20 protein-coding genes are annotated in these 18,901 nt (G+C 50.0%); 3 read left to right on the plus strand and 17 right to left on the minus strand.

The genetic code is table 11. The features are described 5' to 3' along the window. Positions 1-18: 18 nt before the first annotated feature. The 15 genes from OGX84_RS16505 to OGX84_RS16575 all read right to left on the minus strand — a co-directional run bounded on the left by OGX84_RS16505 (position 19) and on the right by OGX84_RS16575 (position 15,317). Positions 19-825, minus strand: coding sequence for a phosphate/phosphite/phosphonate ABC transporter substrate-binding protein (locus OGX84_RS16505; protein WP_200003487.1), 807 nt, complete (start codon positions 823-825; stop codon positions 19-21). After that, a complete protein-coding gene (locus OGX84_RS16510; protein WP_012133749.1) occupies positions 822-1,826 on the minus strand; it encodes an ornithine cyclodeaminase family protein in 1,005 nt (334 codons plus the stop codon). The genes OGX84_RS16505 and OGX84_RS16510 overlap by 4 nt, the downstream gene beginning before the upstream one ends. After that, positions 1,823-2,794 (minus strand): ABC transporter ATP-binding protein, encoded by a 972-nt coding sequence (locus OGX84_RS16515; RefSeq protein WP_112001121.1) that lies wholly within the window; start codon positions 2,792-2,794, stop codon positions 1,823-1,825. The genes OGX84_RS16510 and OGX84_RS16515 overlap by 4 nt, the downstream gene beginning before the upstream one ends. Positions 2,795-2,806: 12 nt before the next feature. Further along, positions 2,807-3,439 carry an ABC transporter permease gene (locus OGX84_RS16520; RefSeq protein WP_012133747.1) on the minus strand — a complete coding sequence of 211 codons (633 nt, stop codon included), beginning with the start codon at positions 3,437-3,439 and terminating at the stop codon, positions 2,807-2,809. Further along, entirely contained in the window at positions 3,436-4,059 is a 624-nt protein-coding gene (locus OGX84_RS16525) for an ABC transporter permease (RefSeq protein ID WP_110494632.1), read from the minus strand. The genes OGX84_RS16520 and OGX84_RS16525 overlap by 4 nt, the downstream gene beginning before the upstream one ends. Beyond that, complete coding sequence (locus OGX84_RS16530) at positions 4,059-5,603, minus strand: HAL/PAL/TAL family ammonia-lyase (RefSeq protein WP_286458210.1); 1,545 nt, start codon at positions 5,601-5,603, stop codon at positions 4,059-4,061. The genes OGX84_RS16525 and OGX84_RS16530 overlap by 1 nt, the downstream gene beginning before the upstream one ends. Before the next feature lie 9 nt (positions 5,604-5,612). Next, entirely contained in the window at positions 5,613-6,494 is an 882-nt protein-coding gene (locus OGX84_RS16535; protein WP_012133744.1) for a glycine betaine ABC transporter substrate-binding protein, read from the minus strand. 179 nt (positions 6,495-6,673) lie between these two features. Beyond that, a complete protein-coding gene (locus OGX84_RS16540) occupies positions 6,674-7,261 on the minus strand; it encodes a LuxR C-terminal-related transcriptional regulator (protein ID WP_200075537.1) in 588 nt (195 codons plus the stop codon). A gap of 45 nt (positions 7,262-7,306) precedes the next feature. Continuing rightward, the gene (locus tag OGX84_RS16545; protein ID WP_112002441.1) at positions 7,307-7,972 is read right to left on the minus strand and encodes an EAL domain-containing protein; all 666 of its coding nucleotides are present in this window, start codon (positions 7,970-7,972) and stop codon (positions 7,307-7,309) included. Between the two features lie 52 nt (positions 7,973-8,024). Beyond that, positions 8,025-8,807 carry a hypothetical protein gene (locus OGX84_RS16550; RefSeq protein ID WP_147491777.1) on the minus strand — a complete coding sequence of 261 codons (783 nt, stop codon included), beginning with the start codon at positions 8,805-8,807 and terminating at the stop codon, positions 8,025-8,027. Positions 8,808-9,124: 317 nt separating this feature from the next. Then, positions 9,125-10,216, minus strand: coding sequence for a fimbrial protein (locus OGX84_RS16555; RefSeq protein WP_058668655.1), 1,092 nt, complete (start codon positions 10,214-10,216; stop codon positions 9,125-9,127). Between the two features lie 15 nt (positions 10,217-10,231). Continuing rightward, positions 10,232-12,670, minus strand: coding sequence for a fimbria/pilus outer membrane usher protein (locus tag OGX84_RS16560; protein ID WP_112002444.1), 2,439 nt, complete (start codon positions 12,668-12,670; stop codon positions 10,232-10,234). Between the two features lie 31 nt (positions 12,671-12,701). After that, positions 12,702-13,400 (minus strand): fimbrial biogenesis chaperone, encoded by a 699-nt coding sequence (locus OGX84_RS16565; RefSeq protein WP_049009526.1) that lies wholly within the window; start codon positions 13,398-13,400, stop codon positions 12,702-12,704. Between the two features lie 181 nt (positions 13,401-13,581). Beyond that, positions 13,582-14,160: a fimbrial protein gene (locus OGX84_RS16570; protein WP_024130637.1), complete on the minus strand. Its 579-nt coding sequence runs from the start codon at positions 14,158-14,160 to the stop codon at positions 13,582-13,584. A 773-nt stretch (positions 14,161-14,933) separates the two neighbouring features. After that, positions 14,934-15,317, minus strand: a complete 384-nt coding sequence (locus OGX84_RS16575) for a nuclear transport factor 2 family protein (protein ID WP_230032352.1) — start codon at positions 15,315-15,317, stop codon at positions 14,934-14,936. A 106-nt stretch (positions 15,318-15,423) separates the two neighbouring features. Between OGX84_RS16575 and OGX84_RS16580 the strand changes: the two genes are divergently transcribed. Continuing rightward, complete coding sequence (locus OGX84_RS16580; protein WP_286458211.1) at positions 15,424-16,179, plus strand: AraC family transcriptional regulator; 756 nt, start codon at positions 15,424-15,426, stop codon at positions 16,177-16,179. A gap of 76 nt (positions 16,180-16,255) precedes the next feature. Here the strand turns inward: OGX84_RS16580 and OGX84_RS16585 are convergent, their stop codons facing one another. Next, positions 16,256-16,447 carry a hypothetical protein gene (locus OGX84_RS16585; RefSeq protein ID WP_012133731.1) on the minus strand — a complete coding sequence of 64 codons (192 nt, stop codon included), beginning with the start codon at positions 16,445-16,447 and terminating at the stop codon, positions 16,256-16,258. Between the two features lie 422 nt (positions 16,448-16,869). Here OGX84_RS16585 and cueP point away from each other — a divergent pair, with 422 nt between their 5' ends. Beyond that, complete coding sequence (cueP, locus tag OGX84_RS16590; RefSeq protein ID WP_012133730.1) at positions 16,870-17,418, plus strand: copper-binding periplasmic metallochaperone CueP; 549 nt, start codon at positions 16,870-16,872, stop codon at positions 17,416-17,418. Between the two features lie 115 nt (positions 17,419-17,533). Here the strand turns inward: cueP and OGX84_RS16595 are convergent, their stop codons facing one another. Further along, positions 17,534-18,064 carry a hypothetical protein gene (locus OGX84_RS16595; RefSeq protein WP_012133729.1) on the minus strand — a complete coding sequence of 177 codons (531 nt, stop codon included), beginning with the start codon at positions 18,062-18,064 and terminating at the stop codon, positions 17,534-17,536. Positions 18,065-18,375: 311 nt separating this feature from the next. On the opposite strand from OGX84_RS16595, the gene OGX84_RS16600 reads away from it, so the two are divergent. Then, positions 18,376-18,720 carry an anti-adapter protein IraM gene (locus OGX84_RS16600; RefSeq protein WP_047458657.1) on the plus strand — a complete coding sequence of 115 codons (345 nt, stop codon included), beginning with the start codon at positions 18,376-18,378 and terminating at the stop codon, positions 18,718-18,720. Positions 18,721-18,901 lie beyond the last annotated feature (181 nt).

Consider the following 18,901-nt stretch of genomic DNA (forward strand, 5'->3'; position numbering starts at 1 on the left):
CATAATGAAATGCCGTTTTCAGCGCAGCGTTGCATAGCCTCTGGAAAACGCAATTTCTTCCCGGTCGCAGACGACTTGCCAGGCGTCTGCTGACGGGGTGATAAATCCCCGCAGCCCCAGAGGCCGTAATAGCGTGGCGTCGCGTTCTGTATTCAGCGTCAGCAGCGCCGTTTGCAGCGCCGCAATGGCCTGTGGATTAACGGTATCGCTTGCCACCAGTAAAGGCATCGGTGCGGGAACGCTGCGCGTCAGTATGCGCACATGGCGCGTTAGTTCCGGCTCATACCGGCACAGAAGCGACCAGGCATAGCTGTCCAACGGGCCGACATCCGCTTCGCCCGCCGCCAGCGCTTCCACCACGCGTCGCGGGGTGATTAGCGGCCCGACAAGCGTGTGATAGAGCGTCTTTCGCGTCTCGTTAATGTATGCCGACAGATGATAGCGTACCGCGTTATAGCCGGAGTGCGACTCCGGGTTGGTATACGCCAGCCGCCCGCCGAACGTCTCTTCCAGACATCTGGCGGTAGACGATGTCGGCACCATAAATAGGGTGCGGTAGTGCCCTGGAATCCCTTCCCTGGCGGCCTCTTCCGTAACCGGCGCGGCCACCGGGCGTACCGGAAAGCGCCGCTGCGCGAAGGGCCAGCCGCACATGAATACCGCCAGCAGATCGGAACGAGCCCATAGCCCCTCCAGCCTGGCCGGGGCCGGGTAGTCAACAATCTCTGCCGTCAGCCCGGCGCGGCGCACGGCTTCGGGCAGGAGTCTTTTCCACCCCTCCGCCGCAGCCGGAGTTACCGAGTACATTCTTGCGTTAACAATCATCGGTAACGTAGCTCCTGACCAATACCCAGCGCACGCGCTTTCTTCAGCATCGTATGCCCCAGCGCAATATCGCTTAGCGACAGCCCCCGGTGCCAGAAGAGGATGGTTTCATCATCATTTTCACGGCCTGGCTTCGTGCCTGCGACAATGTCGCCCAGCTCGGCATGCAGGGTATGCTCACTTAATTTTCCCGCTTCTACGTGGGCTCGCAGTGAACCAAACATGCCGCCTTTGCACTGCCCCCAGTCGTCCACCACCAGCTTGTCCATCATGTCGGTGAGCGACAGCTCCACGGCGCTCATGGTGCCGTAGGGCACAACAAAGGCGCCGGGCTTTATCCATTCTGTTTTTAACAGCGGCGTCGGCGCATTAAGACGCGAGGCTTCGACCACAATATCCGCGCCGCGCACGCAGCTTTCCCAGTCATCGGTAACGATGATTTTTTTGCCGAGATCCTGCTCCAGACGGCGGGCAAATGCGGTACGGCTTTCCGGGCGACGCGAATGAATGCGGATTTCATCAAAATCATAAATGCTGTTGAGCAGACGAACGTTCCACCAGGCGGTTCCCCGCGCGCCGATATGCCCCAGCACTTTACTGTTGCGGCGGGCAAGGTGGCGTGCGCCCAGCGCGGTAAGCGCGCCGGTGCGCATATCGGTGATCGCTGACGCGTCCAGAATGGCGACCGGCATCCCGGTGCGCGGATCGAACAGGTTCAGTAGCGCCATTTCCGAGGGCAGCCCGAGCGTATAGTTATTGACATAATCGCCGACGATTTTTACCCCGGCGAGTCCCAGCGGTTCGATATAACCGCGCAGCACGTTAAAGTGGCCGTTAAACGCTTTATCGGGAATTAAATGCATGCGCGGTTCAATGACTGTTTTTTTCTCTCCCTGTGCCCGCAGCCCGTCCTCCACCGCCGTGAGGATTTCCGTATCCGTGAGCTTCAGTTGGTCAACGTCGGGGCCGTTTAGCCAGGTTAAATGGATGGGTTGAGTCATAGATTTCTCTCACTGGTAGCATGGTTCGCATCGGGTCGTACGTGGGTGAAAAGCCGCTGGCGAGTTAATACGCCAACGGGCGCGCCGCATTTGGTGACGGTGATGCTGTCGGCGCGCCGGGAAAGCATCAGCGCCAGCGCGTCTTTCAGGGTAGCGTTGACGTCAAGCCGTTGTGGATGGTCAGCGCTCAGAGACGTTTCCATCGCCTGGGCGACCGGGGTAATAGCAAGAAGTTTCAGCGCCGCATCGCTGCCGACAAAAGCCGCGACGAACTCATCCGCCGGGGCCGAGAGCACTTCAGCGGGCGGGGCATACTGGCACAGGCGTCCTTCGCGCATAATGGCGATGCGATCGCCCATTTTGATGGCCTCATCAAGATCGTGAGTGACGATAATCACCGTCTTTTTCACGCGTTGCAGAATCTGCTTAAACTCGGTCTGTAATCGCCCGCGAACCAGCGGATCGATGGCGCCGAACGGTTCATCCATCAGCATGACCGGCGGGTCCGCCGCCAGTGCGCGGGCAACGCCGACCCGTTGCCGCTGACCACCGGAAAGCGCGGCAGGAAATCGGTTGGCGTATTGCCGGGCATCCAGCCCGACCAGTTCCAGTAATGTTTCCACTCGCGCCTGAATACGCGAGGCGCTCCAGTCCAGCAGGCGCGGCACCGTGGCAATGTTGTCCGCGACGGTCATATGCGGGAACAGTCCGACGTTCTGAATAACGTAGCCGATATGCCGACGCAGCATCACCGGATCTTCCGTTGCGACGTCGCGCCCGTTTACCCGGACACGCCCGGAAGTGGGTTGTTCCAGCCGGTTGATTAAGCGCATGGTGGTGGTTTTACCGCAGCCGGAAGGGCCAATCAGGGCCGTGGTGGTTCCCTCTTCAAACGTCATGGAGAGATCGTCAAGCGCTTTACGCGGCGAGCCAGGATAAATTTTGCTAATATTTTCCAGTGTAATCATTGTATTAGCCCTTTACGTCGGCTGAGAAAACAGGCGCTCAAGCAGGGCGAAAAGCGCTTCGATAGCCACAGCGAGCAGAATAATCGGCACCGCGCCGACCAGCAGGCGCGACATGTCCATGATGGCAATGCCGGTGGTGACAAAATCCCCCAGACCGCCGCCACCGATAAATGACGCCAGAGCCGCGCCGCCGACAACCTGTACGGCGGCGGTACGGCAGCCGGCGAGAATGCCGGGAGCCGCCAGAGGCAGTACGATTTTGCCTGTGACCTGCCAGGGCGTCAGCCCCATGCCGTGCGCCGCTGAGAGCGTATCCGGGTTCACGGACTGAATGCTGGTGCAGGTGTTGAGCAAAATCGGCGGCACGGCCAGCACCACCAGCGCGACGACTGAAGGCAGCAGGCCAATACCGAGAAACGGCATGACCGCCGCAAGGATCGCCAGACTTGGGATCGTCCGCAGCGTGCTGGCGCCGCTGGTGATGATAAAAGCGAGGCGAGGGATGTTCGCGATCAGCACGCCCGTCGGGATAGCAATAATCAGGGCGATGCTGAGCGCCAGCCCGCACATCATCAGATGCTGCCACACTGCCTGCCAGAACAGCGGCTGGTTATCCAGCACCCATAGCCATGCCTGGATTATCATTGGTCTCTCCCCTGTAAAACGCGCCGCTGTAGCCGGACAAAAAACAGATCCGCGCCGATCGCCAGCAGTGACGTCAGGCCGCCGCCGATAAATATTTTCTCTGGATAGCGCTGATCCAGCCCGGCGAGAATAATCGCGCCAAGTCCACCGGCGTTGATATATGCCGCGACCGTAGCGATGCCGATAAGCGTGGTGGTGGCAATGCGCAGTCCGGTGATGATGAACGGTAGCGCCAGCGGCAGTTCCACTTCGCGCAGATTGCGCCAGGCGCCATATCCCATTCCGCGCGCCGCTTCGCGGACGTCCAGCGGAATGGCATGAAAACCGGTGGCAATATTGCGGGTCAGGATCATCAGCGCATAGGCTGTCAGCCCGACAATCGCCGGGAGCATTCCGATGCCGAGCCACGGGATGAGCAGTGCGAATAGCGCCAGCCCTGGAATGGAAAAAATCATACCGGTGACCGCCATCACCAGCGCATACAGTCGCGGGCGGCGGGCGGTGGTAATGCCGAGAAACAGTGAAATAGCGAACGCCATCAGCATTGCGGTGCCGACCAGTACCAGATGCTGCCAGAGCGCCAGCAGAATGTCGTCATAGTGTCGCGTCGCCCAGCGCATCAGGAGGTCTCCAGCAATACGGCCTGGCCTGCAAGCCATTCCGGCTGCATTATTGCGTCGGCCAGAACGGAAATATCGCCAGCGCTGGCGCGATCTTCATCCAGCGGCGCCACCCGAGCGCGAATCTTGTCGTGTAATGCCGTTGCATAGCGTCCTGGCCGTGGCGACGCCTGAAGATCCAGCGCCTGCGCGGCGACCAGCAGTTCAATGGCCACCAGATAGCGCAGGCTTTCCAGTAGTCGTGTGGTTTTGGCGACCACCCCCATTGCCTGCGAGGCGTAATCTTCAATCCGATCGGCTACCGGCATCGTCAGCGGGGAGAGCGGCTGGGCATGATGGGCGATATCGCTGACCAGCGCGGAAACCGTTTTTTGCAGCGTGGCGAAGCCTGTCTGCCCGGCGTGGCGGGTGAGAAAACGCGGCAGGCCGCTGGCGGCGGGTGACATCAGTTTCATGATGCGTTCGCCGCTGCATGCGGCATGGCGGGCGAGAGCCAGCCCGAGGCTTTCCAGCGCCAGCGCCAGATGCGTGGCATCAAAATTGGCATTTGCCAGGACTTGTTCAGACTCAGCCAGCAGGCCGGGATTGTCGTCGGCGCTGTTGAGTTCCAGTTCCACCGCCGCGCGGGCATTCAGCCAGGCGTGGCAAACGCAGGCCAGCACCGGCGCGACGCAGCGGAAGCTGAGCGGATCCTGCAACGAACGCGCGTTGCCGGGCTGGAGTAGCGGGCTGCCTTCCAGCAGCGCCAGCAGATACGAGGCGGTCTTAGCCTGTTGTGGTGCGGGGCGCATCCGCGCCGCCCAGGGCGTCAGCGGCGAGATATTAGCGCGAAACGCTTCAAACGAGAGCGCGATAGCGCCCGCGTGGGCGTTCATAAGCCGGGCGGCGTCGTGCAGCAGCAGCGCGGCTAGGCCGACGCTGGCGGCGTTAGACGACACCAGCGCCAGCCCGTCTTTTCCACGAAGCGGCGCAGGCGTCAGACCCGTCTGGTTCAGCAGTGCGGAGACTGGCGCCACCGTACCCTGATATTCCGCTTCGCCATCGCCGATGAGCGCGCGTCCGATATGCGCCAGCGGCGCGAGATCCGCTTCGCCGATAGATCCGATAAGCGGAACGCGCGGATGGATGCCTTCGTTGATAAAGGCCAGCAGCGTCTGCGCCACGGGCAGAGAAATACCCGATGCGCCCTGCACGAAACCCGCAAGACGCGCCAGCATGATCGCGCGAACCTGTGCGGGCGTTGCCTGCTGGCCGACACCGACCGCCCGCGCCAGCGGGATTCGTCGCTGAATCGCCTGTAGCAGATCCTCATCGTGACGGTCATTTTGCGTGTGCAGTAGCGTCGTATCGACGTTAGCGCCAAGCCCGGTGGTGACGCCATAGATATGCTTTCCGGCGCTGATGCTGTGCAGCAGAAAATCAAAGGACGCGCTGATGGCCTGCTGCGCCTGCGCCCCCAGCGCGACAGTCTGGCCGCAGTCAGCGACAGCTCGCACGTCATCAAGCGTGAGCGGCGCGTCGCCCAGAAAAAGTGTCGTTGCCACGGTCGTACCCTATTTAATTACGCCTTTTGCGCGCAAAAAGTCTTCCGCCACATCGCGCGGTTCTTCTTTATTCTTTTCCACTTCCGCATTCAGTTTTTGCATCGTGGCGTTATCAAGCAACTGGCTGATGTTATTTAAAATGTCGCGAACCTGGGGATGTGCCTGTAGTGCTGTATCGCGCACGACCGGCGCAACTTCGTAGGGAGGAAAGAGGTGTTTATCGTCTTCCAGTGCGACATACTGGTTTTCCGCGATTTGCCAGTCGGTTGCGAAGCCGTTTGCGACGTCTATTTGCCCGGCAGCAAGGGCGTCGTAGCGCAGGCCGACTTTGGCAAACTGGCGGAAGGCTTTAAATTTAATGCCGTAGGTCTGCTCCAGCCCTTTCAGGCCGTCCTGACGGTCGCCAAACTCCGCACCTGCGCCGATGGTCAGTTCCGGCGCGGCTTTGGCGAGGTCGGAGAGCGTTTTCAGGTGGTATTTCTCGGCGGTTTGTTTGCTCACCAGCAGTGCGTAGCCGTTGTTCACGCGGGCTGGTTGCAGCCAGGTGAGATGATATTGCTGTTGGTAGGCGTCGCTGACCTGCTTAAACACCTGTGCGGCATCGGAGGAGGGCTTTCCTTTGACCACTGCGCTGAGCGCCGTACCTGTATATTCCGGGTACATATCAATTTCGCCTTTCAGCAGCGCGGCGTGGGCGATTAACGTCCCGCCCAGGTTTGTTTTGCGTTCAACGGAAAGACCAGATTGCTCCAGTGCCTGGGCATAGATTTCCGCCAGAATATATTGTTCGGTAAAGTTTTTGCTGCCCACAACGAAATCCGCTGCCTGCGCCTGCGCTGCGAACAACCCCAGCGCCAGCCAGGAGGCTGCCAGTTTGTTTTTTATGCTCATCCCCGTTTCCCCGCAAAGAAATGCATGAATTTACTTGTATATACAAACCAGCGAAGCTAGCAGCATATTGACGGCGCATGAAATAGGGATTCGTTCTTTCTTATAACGAAACTTTAAATGTTTACTATTTGGCTGACTTCTCCTCGTACCAGCATCGTCAGACAAGTTTCAGACGGGGCTCAGTGCCGTTGAATGGTCTTAACAGCGGAGAGCGCCGGGTGGATACATAAGTAATTTTGGCTGCTCAGTAATCCCATCTTTTTTAATGCCGACCTCTTGTAGTAAGAGACCGTTTTTTCAGAGATGTTTATTGCGCTGTACATTCGTTTCACATTCCCGGCGCGGACTAACTCGCTGAGAATAAAAAACTCTTTGTCAGTGATGGTGTTACTTTCCGTATTTTTTCTATTTGAAATAGCTATCAGAATATCGTTTAATTCTGATAATGTTTTGTTTTTATTGAAGTAATATACACCGTGCTGGCAAAAGAAATGGCGACGGGAATGCAGGCCTGACGGTGATATGCACAGCGTAACCTTACTAAAGAAAAAGGTTATTAACCTGTCGAGTAAACCCGGCTCTCTGACGGAGAGCAACACAACGGTATCTTTTGATAGCGAAAAAGAGGTGGTTAGCGTGAAACGTTCAAACTCGCCAGCATCGCTTAAAAAAATGCTCTCAACACGCGTACCTGACTCTTTCATCCCTTTCGATATACCCGTCAGATAATAGACGTCATCAGACACTATCACTATTTTCGACTTCATTTGAATCCCTTTTTTATATTTGAAATATGCTGGTTTCCTTAATATTTAAATCGTTATTACGAATGATTCTCGCTCATCAACGGGCCAGAGAAATCCCTGGGCATAATGTACGTCGCTCTCCGAAATAAAGCGGTGCTGGTATTCATTTTCAACGCCTTCCACCAGAACATGATCCGTCAGATATTCCACCTGCTTTACCAGCGTTGTCATTGCTGGGGTATCCTGTTCAGCGGATATTCTCCAGAGTTCATGTTTATCAATTTTAATCCCATCAAAGCGAAAGGGGAGTTGCGCAATTAACGGAATATGCCTGACATAGAGATCGTCCAGCCAAAGTTGAGTATTAAAAGCGCGCATTAGGGTCAGAATTGCATCAATATGTGGCACAAGTCGCGGAAAATAAGACTCGCTTTGCTGGCAATCAATTTCAATAACCTTTGGGCCGGGTAACATGGCAAGAATCGATCTGAGCCACACCAGATTCATAAGCAATGGAATCGTAATATTCAAAAATAAAATGCCATTGCGATCGTGCTGATTTGCTACTCCCGTGCATATCTGTTCCTGAACAATATGTGACAGGAGTTCTGGCGAAACAGAGCGGAAAAATAGCTCTGGATCTGCCCCTTCCGGCTGGCAGAGCACCTCACCGCCAATCCGTCTACCGGTCTGGACATGAATGATAGGTTCGATACGGCACATGAGTTTCATAATAATGGCATATCCTTTTTAATTATAAACGGTGCATTGGGTTTTTCTGGGATTAATTAAATCGGTCGCGATAAGATATGCTTGCACTTTTTAGTGGATTACTGTTTATCGCTTTCAGCATTTTTATGTGTTCATTTTTAGTGCTTAGATGCAGCTTTTTATTGATCTTTTTGATGTAGTAAAAAAGCGTGTGATAGCGTTTATTTATTATTTTTGCGATATCATGGGTAGGCGTGCTGTGGGCCAGTTCGGTCAGAACGGTCCATTCAATGTCGTCAAAAGAATCCGGCTGTTCTATTTCAGCCATGAGATCGTTAATGTACTGGCTGTAAAAAGCCTCATCCAGCCAGCAGGCATGAACGGCATGATTAAGCTCGGACATGGGTTCATACTTAGAAACGATATTGATATAATGAAAACTTCGCAAAACCTGAAGCAGGTAACTGTTACGCGTAAAAGTAAACACCGTTAAGCGAATGCCAGGATAGTTTATCTGCATATCATAAATGAAATTAAGCGCCTCCAGCGCACTCTCCTCCAGCGTAAAAACTTCCATGACGATATTATCAATAATATGGTTTTCTATTTTGTATTTTGCTTCTCTGAATGTCGGGCTGGTGTGTAGTACCAAAGGGTTGATCAGGTGTTTGCAAAGAAAATTAATCATATAGTTATCGGTATCAATAATTAACGTTGAATGGAGCGGCTGCGTAACGCTATTTAATGACTTGACAGAGTTTTCTATCATGACTAAATCAAATCTTGCAGTGGAAGGATTACAGGATGAGTCCTCACTGCTGAGATAAAGAAATTGATCGTTCTGTAGTGTACGCATTATATTTTTCGATCCGCATATCGTTTACAATAATGACAAGATGTAAAATTTAACTGTAACTATTTATAAAATAAGAAAATAATAGTGATGCTATTAAAACACACCATGATAAGGCGTTGATATACACTTCATCCTTCAGGCTGCCTCTTTGTTGGCTGCGCTCATTCACCCCGGTCACGTACTACGTGTACGCTCCTGGGGGCTCATTCACTTGCCGTCTCGATGCTTCTCAAATGATTTTGTGTATAAATGTCTTTCTTTTTTTGTTGAGGCTTCTGATTATTTCAGTAGATGACTATTCTGTTTCTCGCCTTTTATCATGGGTAAATGATGTTTACTTTCGCCGTGGTTTGTATTCTGCCTTCCGTCGGTTTTGCACCATAGATGTAATAATATGCTCTCAGTGGAATATCAAAATTGCTTCCCCACTGTGCAATCTTATAGAGTTCATACTCGCTGGTAATATTACCTGCGGTAAGCTCTGTCTGGCTGATGGCAATTTTTTTACTGGTATCGGCACGCATAATTCGCACCCCAATATTCCTTGCCGTTCCTTGGGTGTTTTTCAGGGTGTATTTATCCGTATCGACGCTGGCGCTACTGAGATAAAACTGAATGGTGCGTGTGCTCATGCCTTCTAACAGATCGCTGCATTCGGCATGCAGAGTGAAGTTTTCATAAAACTGCGCTTCCTTTCCTGCGGATATCAGGCTGGTAAGATCGGTTTCCGGTAGCGTGACCGTCGTATCCGGGATGCTACAGGTGCTGACATGAGGACGATAATTGATCGTGATATTCTGGTAGAACAGGCGTTTCTCTTCGTCAGAACCGATAAGGCCTAATATCCATTTAATGAATTCGGCTAAATTAACGCCGGGAAACCAGAAATCGATACCTGAAGCATCAACAACGGATATAGCGTGAGCAAGAGTAATACTGGTTGCGTCCGGGCCAACGTTATAGACATAGGCCGGGTTGGCGCCGCTCGGTACGCTTTTGAGTAACTTAGCCTTATAGGTATAGACCACGTTATTCAGCGAAGTACCGGGAATATGACTTTCTCCAGAGCGACTATAGTCTTTTTTCGTGGGTACAATATTGCCGATGGTGAATTGCAATACATAGTTACCATAATTGATATAGGCCGTGCTGTTGGCCATTTCAGAGATAATAGCAACACGGTTAACATAACCAATCCATTCGCCACTACAGCTAAACGTACCGGATGACAGCGACAGGTTCTGCGAACCTGTGGTTTCGCTGCTGAGGGAAAGTGAATCCAGGTTGAGCACCAGATTGCTCTCTTTTTGCGCGCCGGAATCGCTTTTACAGGAGGCCTGTACGCCATAGCTTATCGATCCCAGTAGCCAGGCAAGAATTAACGTTATTGTACGTATAGTGATTTTCATCCTCTGCTCCTGCCATTAGCGGCAAATATTTATCTGACCATCGTGGGTCGGCTGGCTAATAACACAGCTTTGGCGGCCGTCACTGCTGGTTTTGATATGTAAACGTGACGGGAGCTGTTCCGTTTTCAGGTACAACATTCCTCCCTGGGCGACATATCCGACGCTGGCGCCAGCATCGTCAAAAATTTCGGTGCCGAAGGGGAGAGGGCGCCCGTTAACGGCCCGTGCTGGCAACATGAACTGCCGCCGTTGGTCGGTATCGAAGCGCACATAGGTGACGGAACCCGCATAAGGCACCACTTCCTGGATATTGCCTTTTAGCTCAACGCCTTCCTTCATATGGGTGGTATCTAACTGGATTCGGTTTTTACGGTACGGGGACAGGTAAGGAACCAACGCTTTCCCGGCGGTATTCGTGGTGCGTGTGCCGTCGCCGCCCAGCGTGGCCCCTTGAGCGCCTGGCGCGTCGATAATTGCGAAGGTATCGCCCAACTGGCTGGACGTCAGCAGGCCGCCCCGATAAGCCACCAGGCTACCGCTGGCTCCCGCGCCGATCTGACGATAGTCTCCTGACTCGCTATAGCTGCCGTTTAAGGTGGTAAACGCAGTGCGATAGCTCAGGCTGCTGCTGGCCGAGTTATTTCCACCGCGACGGTTGCTGCCGCTGACGCTATAGGTCGCCTGATTAAATTCGCCTGCGGTTCCGCTGATCCCCACGTTCGTGTCGGAATAGCCGTCACGATTAAATGTAACGCTGCTGTTGAGGAAAACGGGCCGTTCAAAGAGACTCAGGGGCACCGAGAACGTGAGGTAATAACGTCGTTCTTCGCGCTGATTATCGTTACGCATGCTACTGGCTGAGAGGGTATAACTTACGGCGCCAACGTGGTTGGAATACCCCAGTTGATACTCTTTTGTTGTGCCATGACCATTCCAGTAGTCCCGCCAGGTTCCTGATAAGTAAAGGGAACCCAGTTCCTCACCCAGAGACTGGCTCAGGTTGATATTAAAGGTGTTTTTCTGGCGCATATATCTGGCATTAGGGCTGTCAGCGTTCTCTTTTTGCCAGTTGTGCAAAGCGATTGCATCATTGAAGCTGTAATAGTTTTTCGTGGAATAGCGATACGCCGCCAGCGCAAAGTTCGTCCCGGTGACATTGAAGAAACGGCTAAAGGCGACTTTGTAACTTTGCCCACGGACTTTTTTATCTGCCGGAATTTGCGTTTGTGACTGTGTGACGTCAAAAGACAGCGCGCCAAACGGGAGATTAAGGCCGCTTCCGAGAAGAAACGCGTTATAGTCTTCGCTGTAAATTACCCCGGTATAACCGGTGATCAGGTTATTGATCCCGTATTGATAGCTGCCCTGGGCAAACTGGGGGCGATAGCGGCTTTCTTCCGTGCGCGCTTCCCCCAGCAACAGACCATATTTCCCAATCCCTTCTTGCAGCATGTTTGGCACCGAAGAAAAGGGGACGATGAAACTGCTGGTGCGCCCGTCTGCTTCAATGACTTCGACATTCAGATCGCCGCCTGAGCCGGTAGGAAGGATATCCGCAATTTCAAATGGGCCAGGCGACACGTTTTTCTGATAAATAACCTGCCCGTTCTGACTAATTTTAACCAGCGCGTTAGACTGTGCGACGCCGCGTACAATCGGGGAAAAGCCCTGCTGAGAATCGGGTAACATGCGCATATCCGTGCCCATGCTGACGCCGCGAAAACGCAAAGAGTCAAAAAGATCGTTGCTGGAATAGCTGTCACCCATGCGGATGATCGATTTAAGCGCAGCGATCCCGCGCTCAACGTAGCGTGTATTGTTTGTCCATGATCCTTCCACGCCCTTGCTTTTGTTATAGCTGGAACTATCGCGAAATTGCCAGCCAAACGCATTCAGCCCGCTGTTTAACTGGAAATAGGCGTTTTCCTGATTGCGTCCGCCGCCTTTGGCTTCGTTGTAGTTATAGTTGGCATTGTATCCCAGCATCAGCGCCGGAATGCCTTCATCCCAAAAGACAGGATCGACATAGCCGCGCAGCGTCTGGCGAATATACGCCTGGGGAATGGTCAGACGCAGCGACATATCGGCCGCATTGACTTTCATACTGCCTCCGTGCAGTAACGTATTCACATCCACTCGCTCGCTGGCGCTATTTGCGGCAGGGACTATTGAGGGAAGAAGCCCAAGCTGGGCAATATTCTCATGCTGGAAAAACGTTCCTTCATCCGTGATATAAACGGGAAGGCGGCCTTTCCACTCCTCGTTAATAAAAACATCAAACGGGTATTCACCAGGAGGAAGCGCATAGGCACGATAAAAACGCGACATATCGGCATTTTTAGAGTCACCGGCTAAAAAGTCAGTATTGAAAGCCACGGCATACGCCCGACTATAAATAGACATCATCGCCAGTATTGGCAATAAACATGCGTATTGACTCTTTTTACCAGCCATTGCCATCCCCATTCATTTGGACATTATTATATTATTTTGTGGTGAATGAATATTTTTGATATGAACCGTAATCATCAACTAACAGAATATCCAAAGCCTGCCCCGATAAAACCGCCCCTGTCGTGGGTATTGTCAGTGTTGACAATGGCGCAATCATTTTAGGTTCGCCAGTAAGAGATTTACCTCGTGAACTCATTGTGGCAATCGATGCGAAATAAGGAGCCCGGTTTGTGGCGACAAGTTGATTACCCTGCGCGCTAAACGATAAATACTTATGTAAATCGCTGGCCGGAATCGTGAGTTCGGTCGGGCGATAAAATAATTTGATGCGTGACTTAATGGCGATTTGCATCGTGTTTTTGCCATCAAGATTTTCCTGTTTTGGCGGAATATCCAGCACATTCAGGTAATAAACGGACTCCCTGTCCTGAGGCAGCGCGTTGGCTGAACCGGTATAGCGAATGCGCAGCTGCTGGCCGCTACCGCCTTCAACTTTCACCACTGGCGGCGTCAGCAAAAAGGGAACCTGAGCGGTTTCTGGCGTAGAGTCTGGATTACCTTCGTCTATCCAGGCCTGAATTAACGCCGGACTGTTGCCACGGTTAATCAGCTGAACCGTTGTTTCTTTTTGTTCTTCAGGATAGATAACCCTGGTATTGCTAATAATAACATTCGCCAGACTGCTAAAGCTGAAGGCAATAAGCGTTAGAAAAATGAGAGAACGTTTCATATTAACCTGAAAAAAGAGAGCCTAATCTAATCAATATACCTGGTCGCGTTTATTTTCTCTCTTCCCTCCTGAATTGCAGGTATAAGAATACCTCACCAGAAGGTGAAAATAATTCGCGAATACAATAAGTCAATAATGACGGATCAGGCTCTTTATTTATATGAGTAAATTAACCCGTTGCTTATAAATACGCGACGGTATAAGTCAGCATGGTGTTAACGGCACCGGTATCGGCAGCGTCTGAACCGACTTTATAGTAGTTCGCATACAGATCGACAGTGGCGCTATCACCTTCAACATTCGTATCAAGGTTAGTATGCAGGTTCAGCGGCGTCTGGCTATTGGCCAGCGTGCTGAGTGCGATACCCACGTTTTTCTTCGTGCCGTCGGTTCTCAACTGTGTGTTGTTCAGATACAGACCATCGTTAGAAATACTGTCTGAACTCAGGATCAGATTCAGGGTATTTTTATTTCCCGCGCCATCGTCCTGCCCCAGGGAAGCAGAAGTACAGCCGGTAAATTCCAGAGTAAATTGTTTACGGTTTTTCTGGATCAGACCTGCGGTAGATGCATCGCTAACGGCGATGGGATCTAATGGAATCGTCAGGTCAGCAGAGTTTCCGCCGTTAATTGTACAGGTTGTATCAGTAACCTGGCCGGTAAAGGTGATAGTACCGCCAGAAGCCTCGGTTGCAGCGCTGACATTAAAGGCTGCAAAGGATGACGCGATAACGAAAGAAGAGATAGCGAGCTTTTTCATTGATATTAACTCCAGTATGTTTGCTCCCGTCCTGGGGACGAACATTTCATGTCACAAAACCGTCCTGGTCTTGCTGTCTACATCCGTAAAATCCCTGAAAACGGAAAAATGGAGCCTGCATCATTATTTCCATCAGGTTAGGTGATGATCCTAATTGATGTAACACAATCTTAAAATATCAGTTTAAGAATTTACTTAAATTAAGTGTATTAGTCTGCTGTTTTGGTTTTTTTTCTTGTTTATCAGCATATGGCACTGATCGTGTAACTGAGATGTAACTTTAAATTTTAAAATTCTTATAAAACGAAAGGTAAAATGGAAAAAATCTGATGCTTACATTCAGTAATATTGATTTACACAATCAGGTAACGACAAAAAAAGAGAATATTTTGCGCGCTAATGTTATATTTATAAAGAAAAGTAGTTAAATGTTCTTTGTTTGTTTTATTTTTGTTTCATTATTCAGGGTGGATTATTTTAATTAATAAGATTTATTAAAATGAAAGTGGGTGAAGAGGATGAGCAAAAGGGATAAAAACGCCCAGGCATGCAATATAAAATGGCGTTTTAATAAAAAGGAGAGTGGAGGGGGATTGCTGCTTATTCTTACAGGTACGCACTGACGCTAACTAAATAGTGCAATGGCAGGGGAGCAGAGTGTACGGCTTTGCCATATGGGGACTGTTATATACCGCAAACTCCGTATTTTTATAGGCGGGGCTGCGTTCTGTCGTTGCATTCCGGCCTTTATCTGTCCCTTAATTCGCTCCCGATCACCGCAGACTTCCCAGCATTTTATCTTCTTCGGCGCCGCTGATTAACCGGGTTAATTCCTGACAGGCAGCAATACGGCCATTTTCTAATGTGAAACAGGCAAAGACTTCGGTTTGTGCCTGTTCGCCGTTCGTTTTGATGACGGTCACCAGGTGATGGGTCAGAACGTGATTGCCCTGCTGAGCGATGGCCAGAATGTTCACCTTCATGGTACGAGTAACCTGTTTTAGTTTTGCCATGTGCGCGACGAAGTTATCGTAATCAAGGTCGATGCCATTTACCGTCTGGCGATAATCGGGCGTGAAAAATAATTCGATAGTGTGTTCATCGTGCCCGGGCCGGGAAATAACGGCATCAAGCGCCTGAGCAATGCGTTGCATCATATTTTCCAATGTTCTCTTCCTCATCGTGATTGCGTACAGGGAAGATTACCCTCAGACTGAAGCGGCAAAGTAACCGTAGTAAGACAATAAATACGTTAAATCGGCCATGATGATAGAAAGTATTCAACCTTTACATCACTCCTCTAAGCATACGACTCAGTGGCACCATCACCCTGGCGGGCAGTTGTACTGGATCACGCGTGGCATGGTGATGGTCGAAACGGAGCAAGGGCAGTGGGCGTTGACGCCCGGTTCGGTAGGGTGGATTCCGCCGTCGTTACCCCATTGCGCGTGGATGCCGGTGAGTGCATATGGCGCCAGTCTGCACTTCAGCGCGGAATTTTGCGGGGTCTTTCCCTCCTCACCGTGCGTTCGGGCAGCGTCGCCTTTTTTACTGCTGTTGCTTGAGAAAATTTGTGGGGAGGGAACCATCGGAGAGCCTTCAGAGCGGCTGGCCCACCTGTTGCAGGTTATGGTCGATGAGATTCGCTATGCTGATGCGCTCTCTTCACTATTGATCCTTCCCGACGACAGAAGGGTCAGACAGATTGCGCAAAAAATACTGGCCGACAGGGCCTGTACGCTGAGTCAGGCAGAGCTGGCGAAACAGGCCGGGCTGAGCGTCAGGACGTTGAGCCGCCTTTTTATACAGCAGACGGGATTAACATTCGGTCAGTGGAAGCAAAAAGCGAAAGTCATTTTGTCGCTGGAATATTTACTGCGCGGAGAGCCTGTCAGCCTTGCCGCGCAATTAGCGGGTTATGAGAATGTGAGTGCATTTATTGCCGTGTTCAGGCGTTTTATGGGAATGACGCCAGGGCAGTTCTATCTGCGTTTTGGTCATGGTACGAATGTGGTTTAAAAAAAGGTCGCATAAATAGAGTCACTTATGCGACAAGGCACACGGAGTCAGACATCCCTGCCTGTATAATAGAATCTTATGATTTGTTCTTCGTTTTCTCCAGAATGACGCCTTCCAGAAAAATAATTCTGTTTTCCAGCAGATTAATATAATCCTTCATCAGGACATTTTCTTGTCGCAACGTTTTAAAGACATTAATTTTTAAGTTAAGGTCGTGGTCTATTTTATTTCTTCCTGTTTTTTTTATGTTTAACAGTTCCCTTTTCATAAATGTTCCTTATGCTTATAAGGTTATGCCTTTATTTCTTGTTGCTCATATTTATGCTGTGTAATTATCTTGTCAAGATTATTATTTTTTCTCATTGGATTTAAGATGCAAGGACAATGTACCGGAGAGAATAAATGAGACTCTGGACTCAGGCGGTTCTGTTTACATTGATGTATTACGCTTTTATCAGTGTTGACATGTTATCAGTTAGTTGTTTATATAACATATATTTTACAGGGAAAAGTTCATAATTGTGATATGGTCACTTGAACTCTTTTTTATTAGACTGCATGTCTTTCATTTTTTTGCTTATTTAGCACGCTCATACAGATCTTTTCTAAACTTTACCTGATGTGCGCTTGTCTTCTTCTTCCTGAAAAGACGTATAATTGTGAAACACAATTCGTACAAGGATAATAATTATGCCGAAAATCATTCAGTCTTTATTATTATTTATTGCACTAAGTAATATCTCAATGGCATCGACGCAGGAAACGGCGTTTTTGGCTGAACGCGGGCTGGCGGGAAAATCGGTTGAGCAAATGGTGGATGCTATCGATCAAAACCCTCAGGCGCGTCCTTTACCGTATACCGCTTCTGTGACCAGCACGGATCTGAAACTGTCGGCGAATGGCGAAACGTACACCTTTCCGCTGGGTGAGAAATTTTATCTCTCGCTGGCGCCTTATGAATATCAAACCCATCCCTGTTTTAACCACAGTCTTTCAGGTTGCCAGGGAGAAATGCCGGACACCTGGTTTGATGTGAACGTGACAGATCGGAACGGTACGGTGTTGATACATAAGAAAATGAAAAGTTATCAGAATGGTTTTATCGGGTTATGGCTGCCGCGTAACACTGAGGGGATGATTGAAATCAGTCATGAGGGGAAAAAAGCGGCTTATTCGTTTAAAACCGCGAATGACAGTCAGACTTGCCTGACCGACCTGCAATTACGCGCTGCCTCGTAAAGAGATAAACAGCCTGAAGAGATGACTGACGATGTGCTGCATTCTTCGCCAGTCTCTATCTTCAGGGCGATTCCTTTGCCGGTGACTCAGCCCCGCATCGGGTGTGAATCACGTATCATGTAATGGTGACTTCTTTTCGGATTTTGTTTTGAAATTCCGTAGACAGCGATTTAAATTGCGCTCGCTTTTCTGTCAGTGTGGTAATGACTTTATTGCTGCTGGTACATCTGCCGTAGATAAAGTCAAAATAGATAGAGCAGTTTGAAACTTTACACAGCGTATTATAATCATCCTGTAGATGCGGAAAGTAAATAGATATTAATGCTTTTATTTTGGAGTAAAGTTTGCTGTCGCCGCTTATTGTCGGTTGTGTTATCGGCGTTTCCGTGGCGCTTTTACTCTTCACTTTTGTAATGAAAAACTCAATGGTGGATATTCGATACGTATGCCATTCGATTTCCATTGCTAACAGCTCCTCATATTTTTGCAGAATTTTATTATTCTGATCCTCTTTCCTTTTGAGTTCCAGCCCATCCATTATTTTTTGTTCTATTTTAGCTTCGGCTTTCAGAATGAGTATCCATCCTCCAGACAGCGCCAGGATGCAGCCAATTATGATTAAGGAGATAATAAATATTATATCCATACATCAGACTCCTTCATTTGTTATTTTGCTCAAATTGCCTGAGTACCATTGCGACACAATCCGGCCTGTACTTAAATCTTATGTTGTGTGATTGATATAAATTCTGTTGATATTTTAAAAAATAGATGCAGAGTTAGCTGATATGTTTCATTAAGTCAAATTAGATCGCCTTGTCAATGTGTAAATAAAGTATTTGTTTTCTGTTCAAGCGTAAGGTTTTTGATTTTTCTTATTTCTGTTAGACATGAGGCAGAGTATTAGTAATTCTCTTAGGGCGTTAATGGACGAACATACAACAAAAGGAGTTTGTTATGGAGTGGAGCGTCGAAAATAACCTGGTGTGCCCGACAACGGGAACCGCCTTTGCGCTGACCAGCGGAGCGGAAAATCTTAAGTTCATTCTGTGGTATAAGGGCGATTATTTTTTACGCACAGGTTCCGTTATCTCCCCGGAGGATTCAGGCGTCCTGGCGAACGGGAAAAAAAGAAACATCAAAATCCTGCACGTTTTCCCCTACAGCAATGCGTTATGGGCCTCTTTTCATAACCGAATTGATTGCCCGGGAAATGGCGTTGTTACCATCAATCACTGTGCGCGACAGCAGCGGTGCGTATTCACGCTTTGTCCGTATGGCGCGAGGACTGTCACCGGATAAAATAATTTATGGCGTGACTATTCTGGCATCGCAGAACGTCGTCGTTACATGCAAATTGGGTATCCATCCTTTTTATTGCTGTCATTTAAGACGGGCCGGTTTTGTGTCGCCTGAATACAGAGTGCCCTGAGTAGAAAAGAAGCGACCTGATATGTCTTTAAGGTTTATAACAAAATCAGAT

The sequence above is a fragment of the Citrobacter sp. CK202 genome (assembly GCF_030333225.1).
GTDB lineage: Bacteria > Pseudomonadota > Gammaproteobacteria > Enterobacterales > Enterobacteriaceae > Citrobacter_B > Citrobacter_B koseri.

Coding starts and splice junctions, on each gene's coding strand:
- cueP (WP_012133730.1), top strand. CDS start 16,870: ATGCCGAAAATCATTCAGTCTTTATTATTATTTATTGCACTAAGTAAT.
- OGX84_RS16575 (WP_230032352.1), bottom strand. CDS start 15,317: ATGATGCAACGCATTGCTCAGGCGCTTGATGCCGTTATTTCCCGGCCC.
- OGX84_RS16600 (WP_047458657.1), top strand. CDS start 18,376: ATGGAGTGGAGCGTCGAAAATAACCTGGTGTGCCCGACAACGGGAACC.
- OGX84_RS16580 (WP_286458211.1), top strand. CDS start 15,424: ATGATGATAGAAAGTATTCAACCTTTACATCACTCCTCTAAGCATACG.
- OGX84_RS16555 (WP_058668655.1), bottom strand. CDS start 10,216: ATGAAAATCACTATACGTACAATAACGTTAATTCTTGCCTGGCTACTG.
- OGX84_RS16520 (WP_012133747.1), bottom strand. CDS start 3,439: ATGATAATCCAGGCATGGCTATGGGTGCTGGATAACCAGCCGCTGTTC.
- OGX84_RS16515 (WP_112001121.1), bottom strand. CDS start 2,794: ATGATTACACTGGAAAATATTAGCAAAATTTATCCTGGCTCGCCGCGT.
- OGX84_RS16505 (WP_200003487.1), bottom strand. CDS start 825: ATGATTGTTAACGCAAGAATGTACTCGGTAACTCCGGCTGCGGCGGAG.
- OGX84_RS16595 (WP_012133729.1), bottom strand. CDS start 18,064: ATGGATATAATATTTATTATCTCCTTAATCATAATTGGCTGCATCCTG.
- OGX84_RS16565 (WP_049009526.1), bottom strand. CDS start 13,400: ATGAAACGTTCTCTCATTTTTCTAACGCTTATTGCCTTCAGCTTTAGC.
- OGX84_RS16525 (WP_110494632.1), bottom strand. CDS start 4,059: ATGCGCTGGGCGACGCGACACTATGACGACATTCTGCTGGCGCTCTGG.
- OGX84_RS16540 (WP_200075537.1), bottom strand. CDS start 7,261: ATGAAGTCGAAAATAGTGATAGTGTCTGATGACGTCTATTATCTGACG.
- OGX84_RS16585 (WP_012133731.1), bottom strand. CDS start 16,447: ATGAAAAGGGAACTGTTAAACATAAAAAAAACAGGAAGAAATAAAATA.
- OGX84_RS16570 (WP_024130637.1), bottom strand. CDS start 14,160: ATGAAAAAGCTCGCTATCTCTTCTTTCGTTATCGCGTCATCCTTTGCA.
- OGX84_RS16550 (WP_147491777.1), bottom strand. CDS start 8,807: ATGCGTACACTACAGAACGATCAATTTCTTTATCTCAGCAGTGAGGAC.
- OGX84_RS16545 (WP_112002441.1), bottom strand. CDS start 7,972: ATGAAACTCATGTGCCGTATCGAACCTATCATTCATGTCCAGACCGGT.
- OGX84_RS16560 (WP_112002444.1), bottom strand. CDS start 12,670: ATGGCTGGTAAAAAGAGTCAATACGCATGTTTATTGCCAATACTGGCG.
- OGX84_RS16535 (WP_012133744.1), bottom strand. CDS start 6,494: ATGAGCATAAAAAACAAACTGGCAGCCTCCTGGCTGGCGCTGGGGTTG.
- OGX84_RS16510 (WP_012133749.1), bottom strand. CDS start 1,826: ATGACTCAACCCATCCATTTAACCTGGCTAAACGGCCCCGACGTTGAC.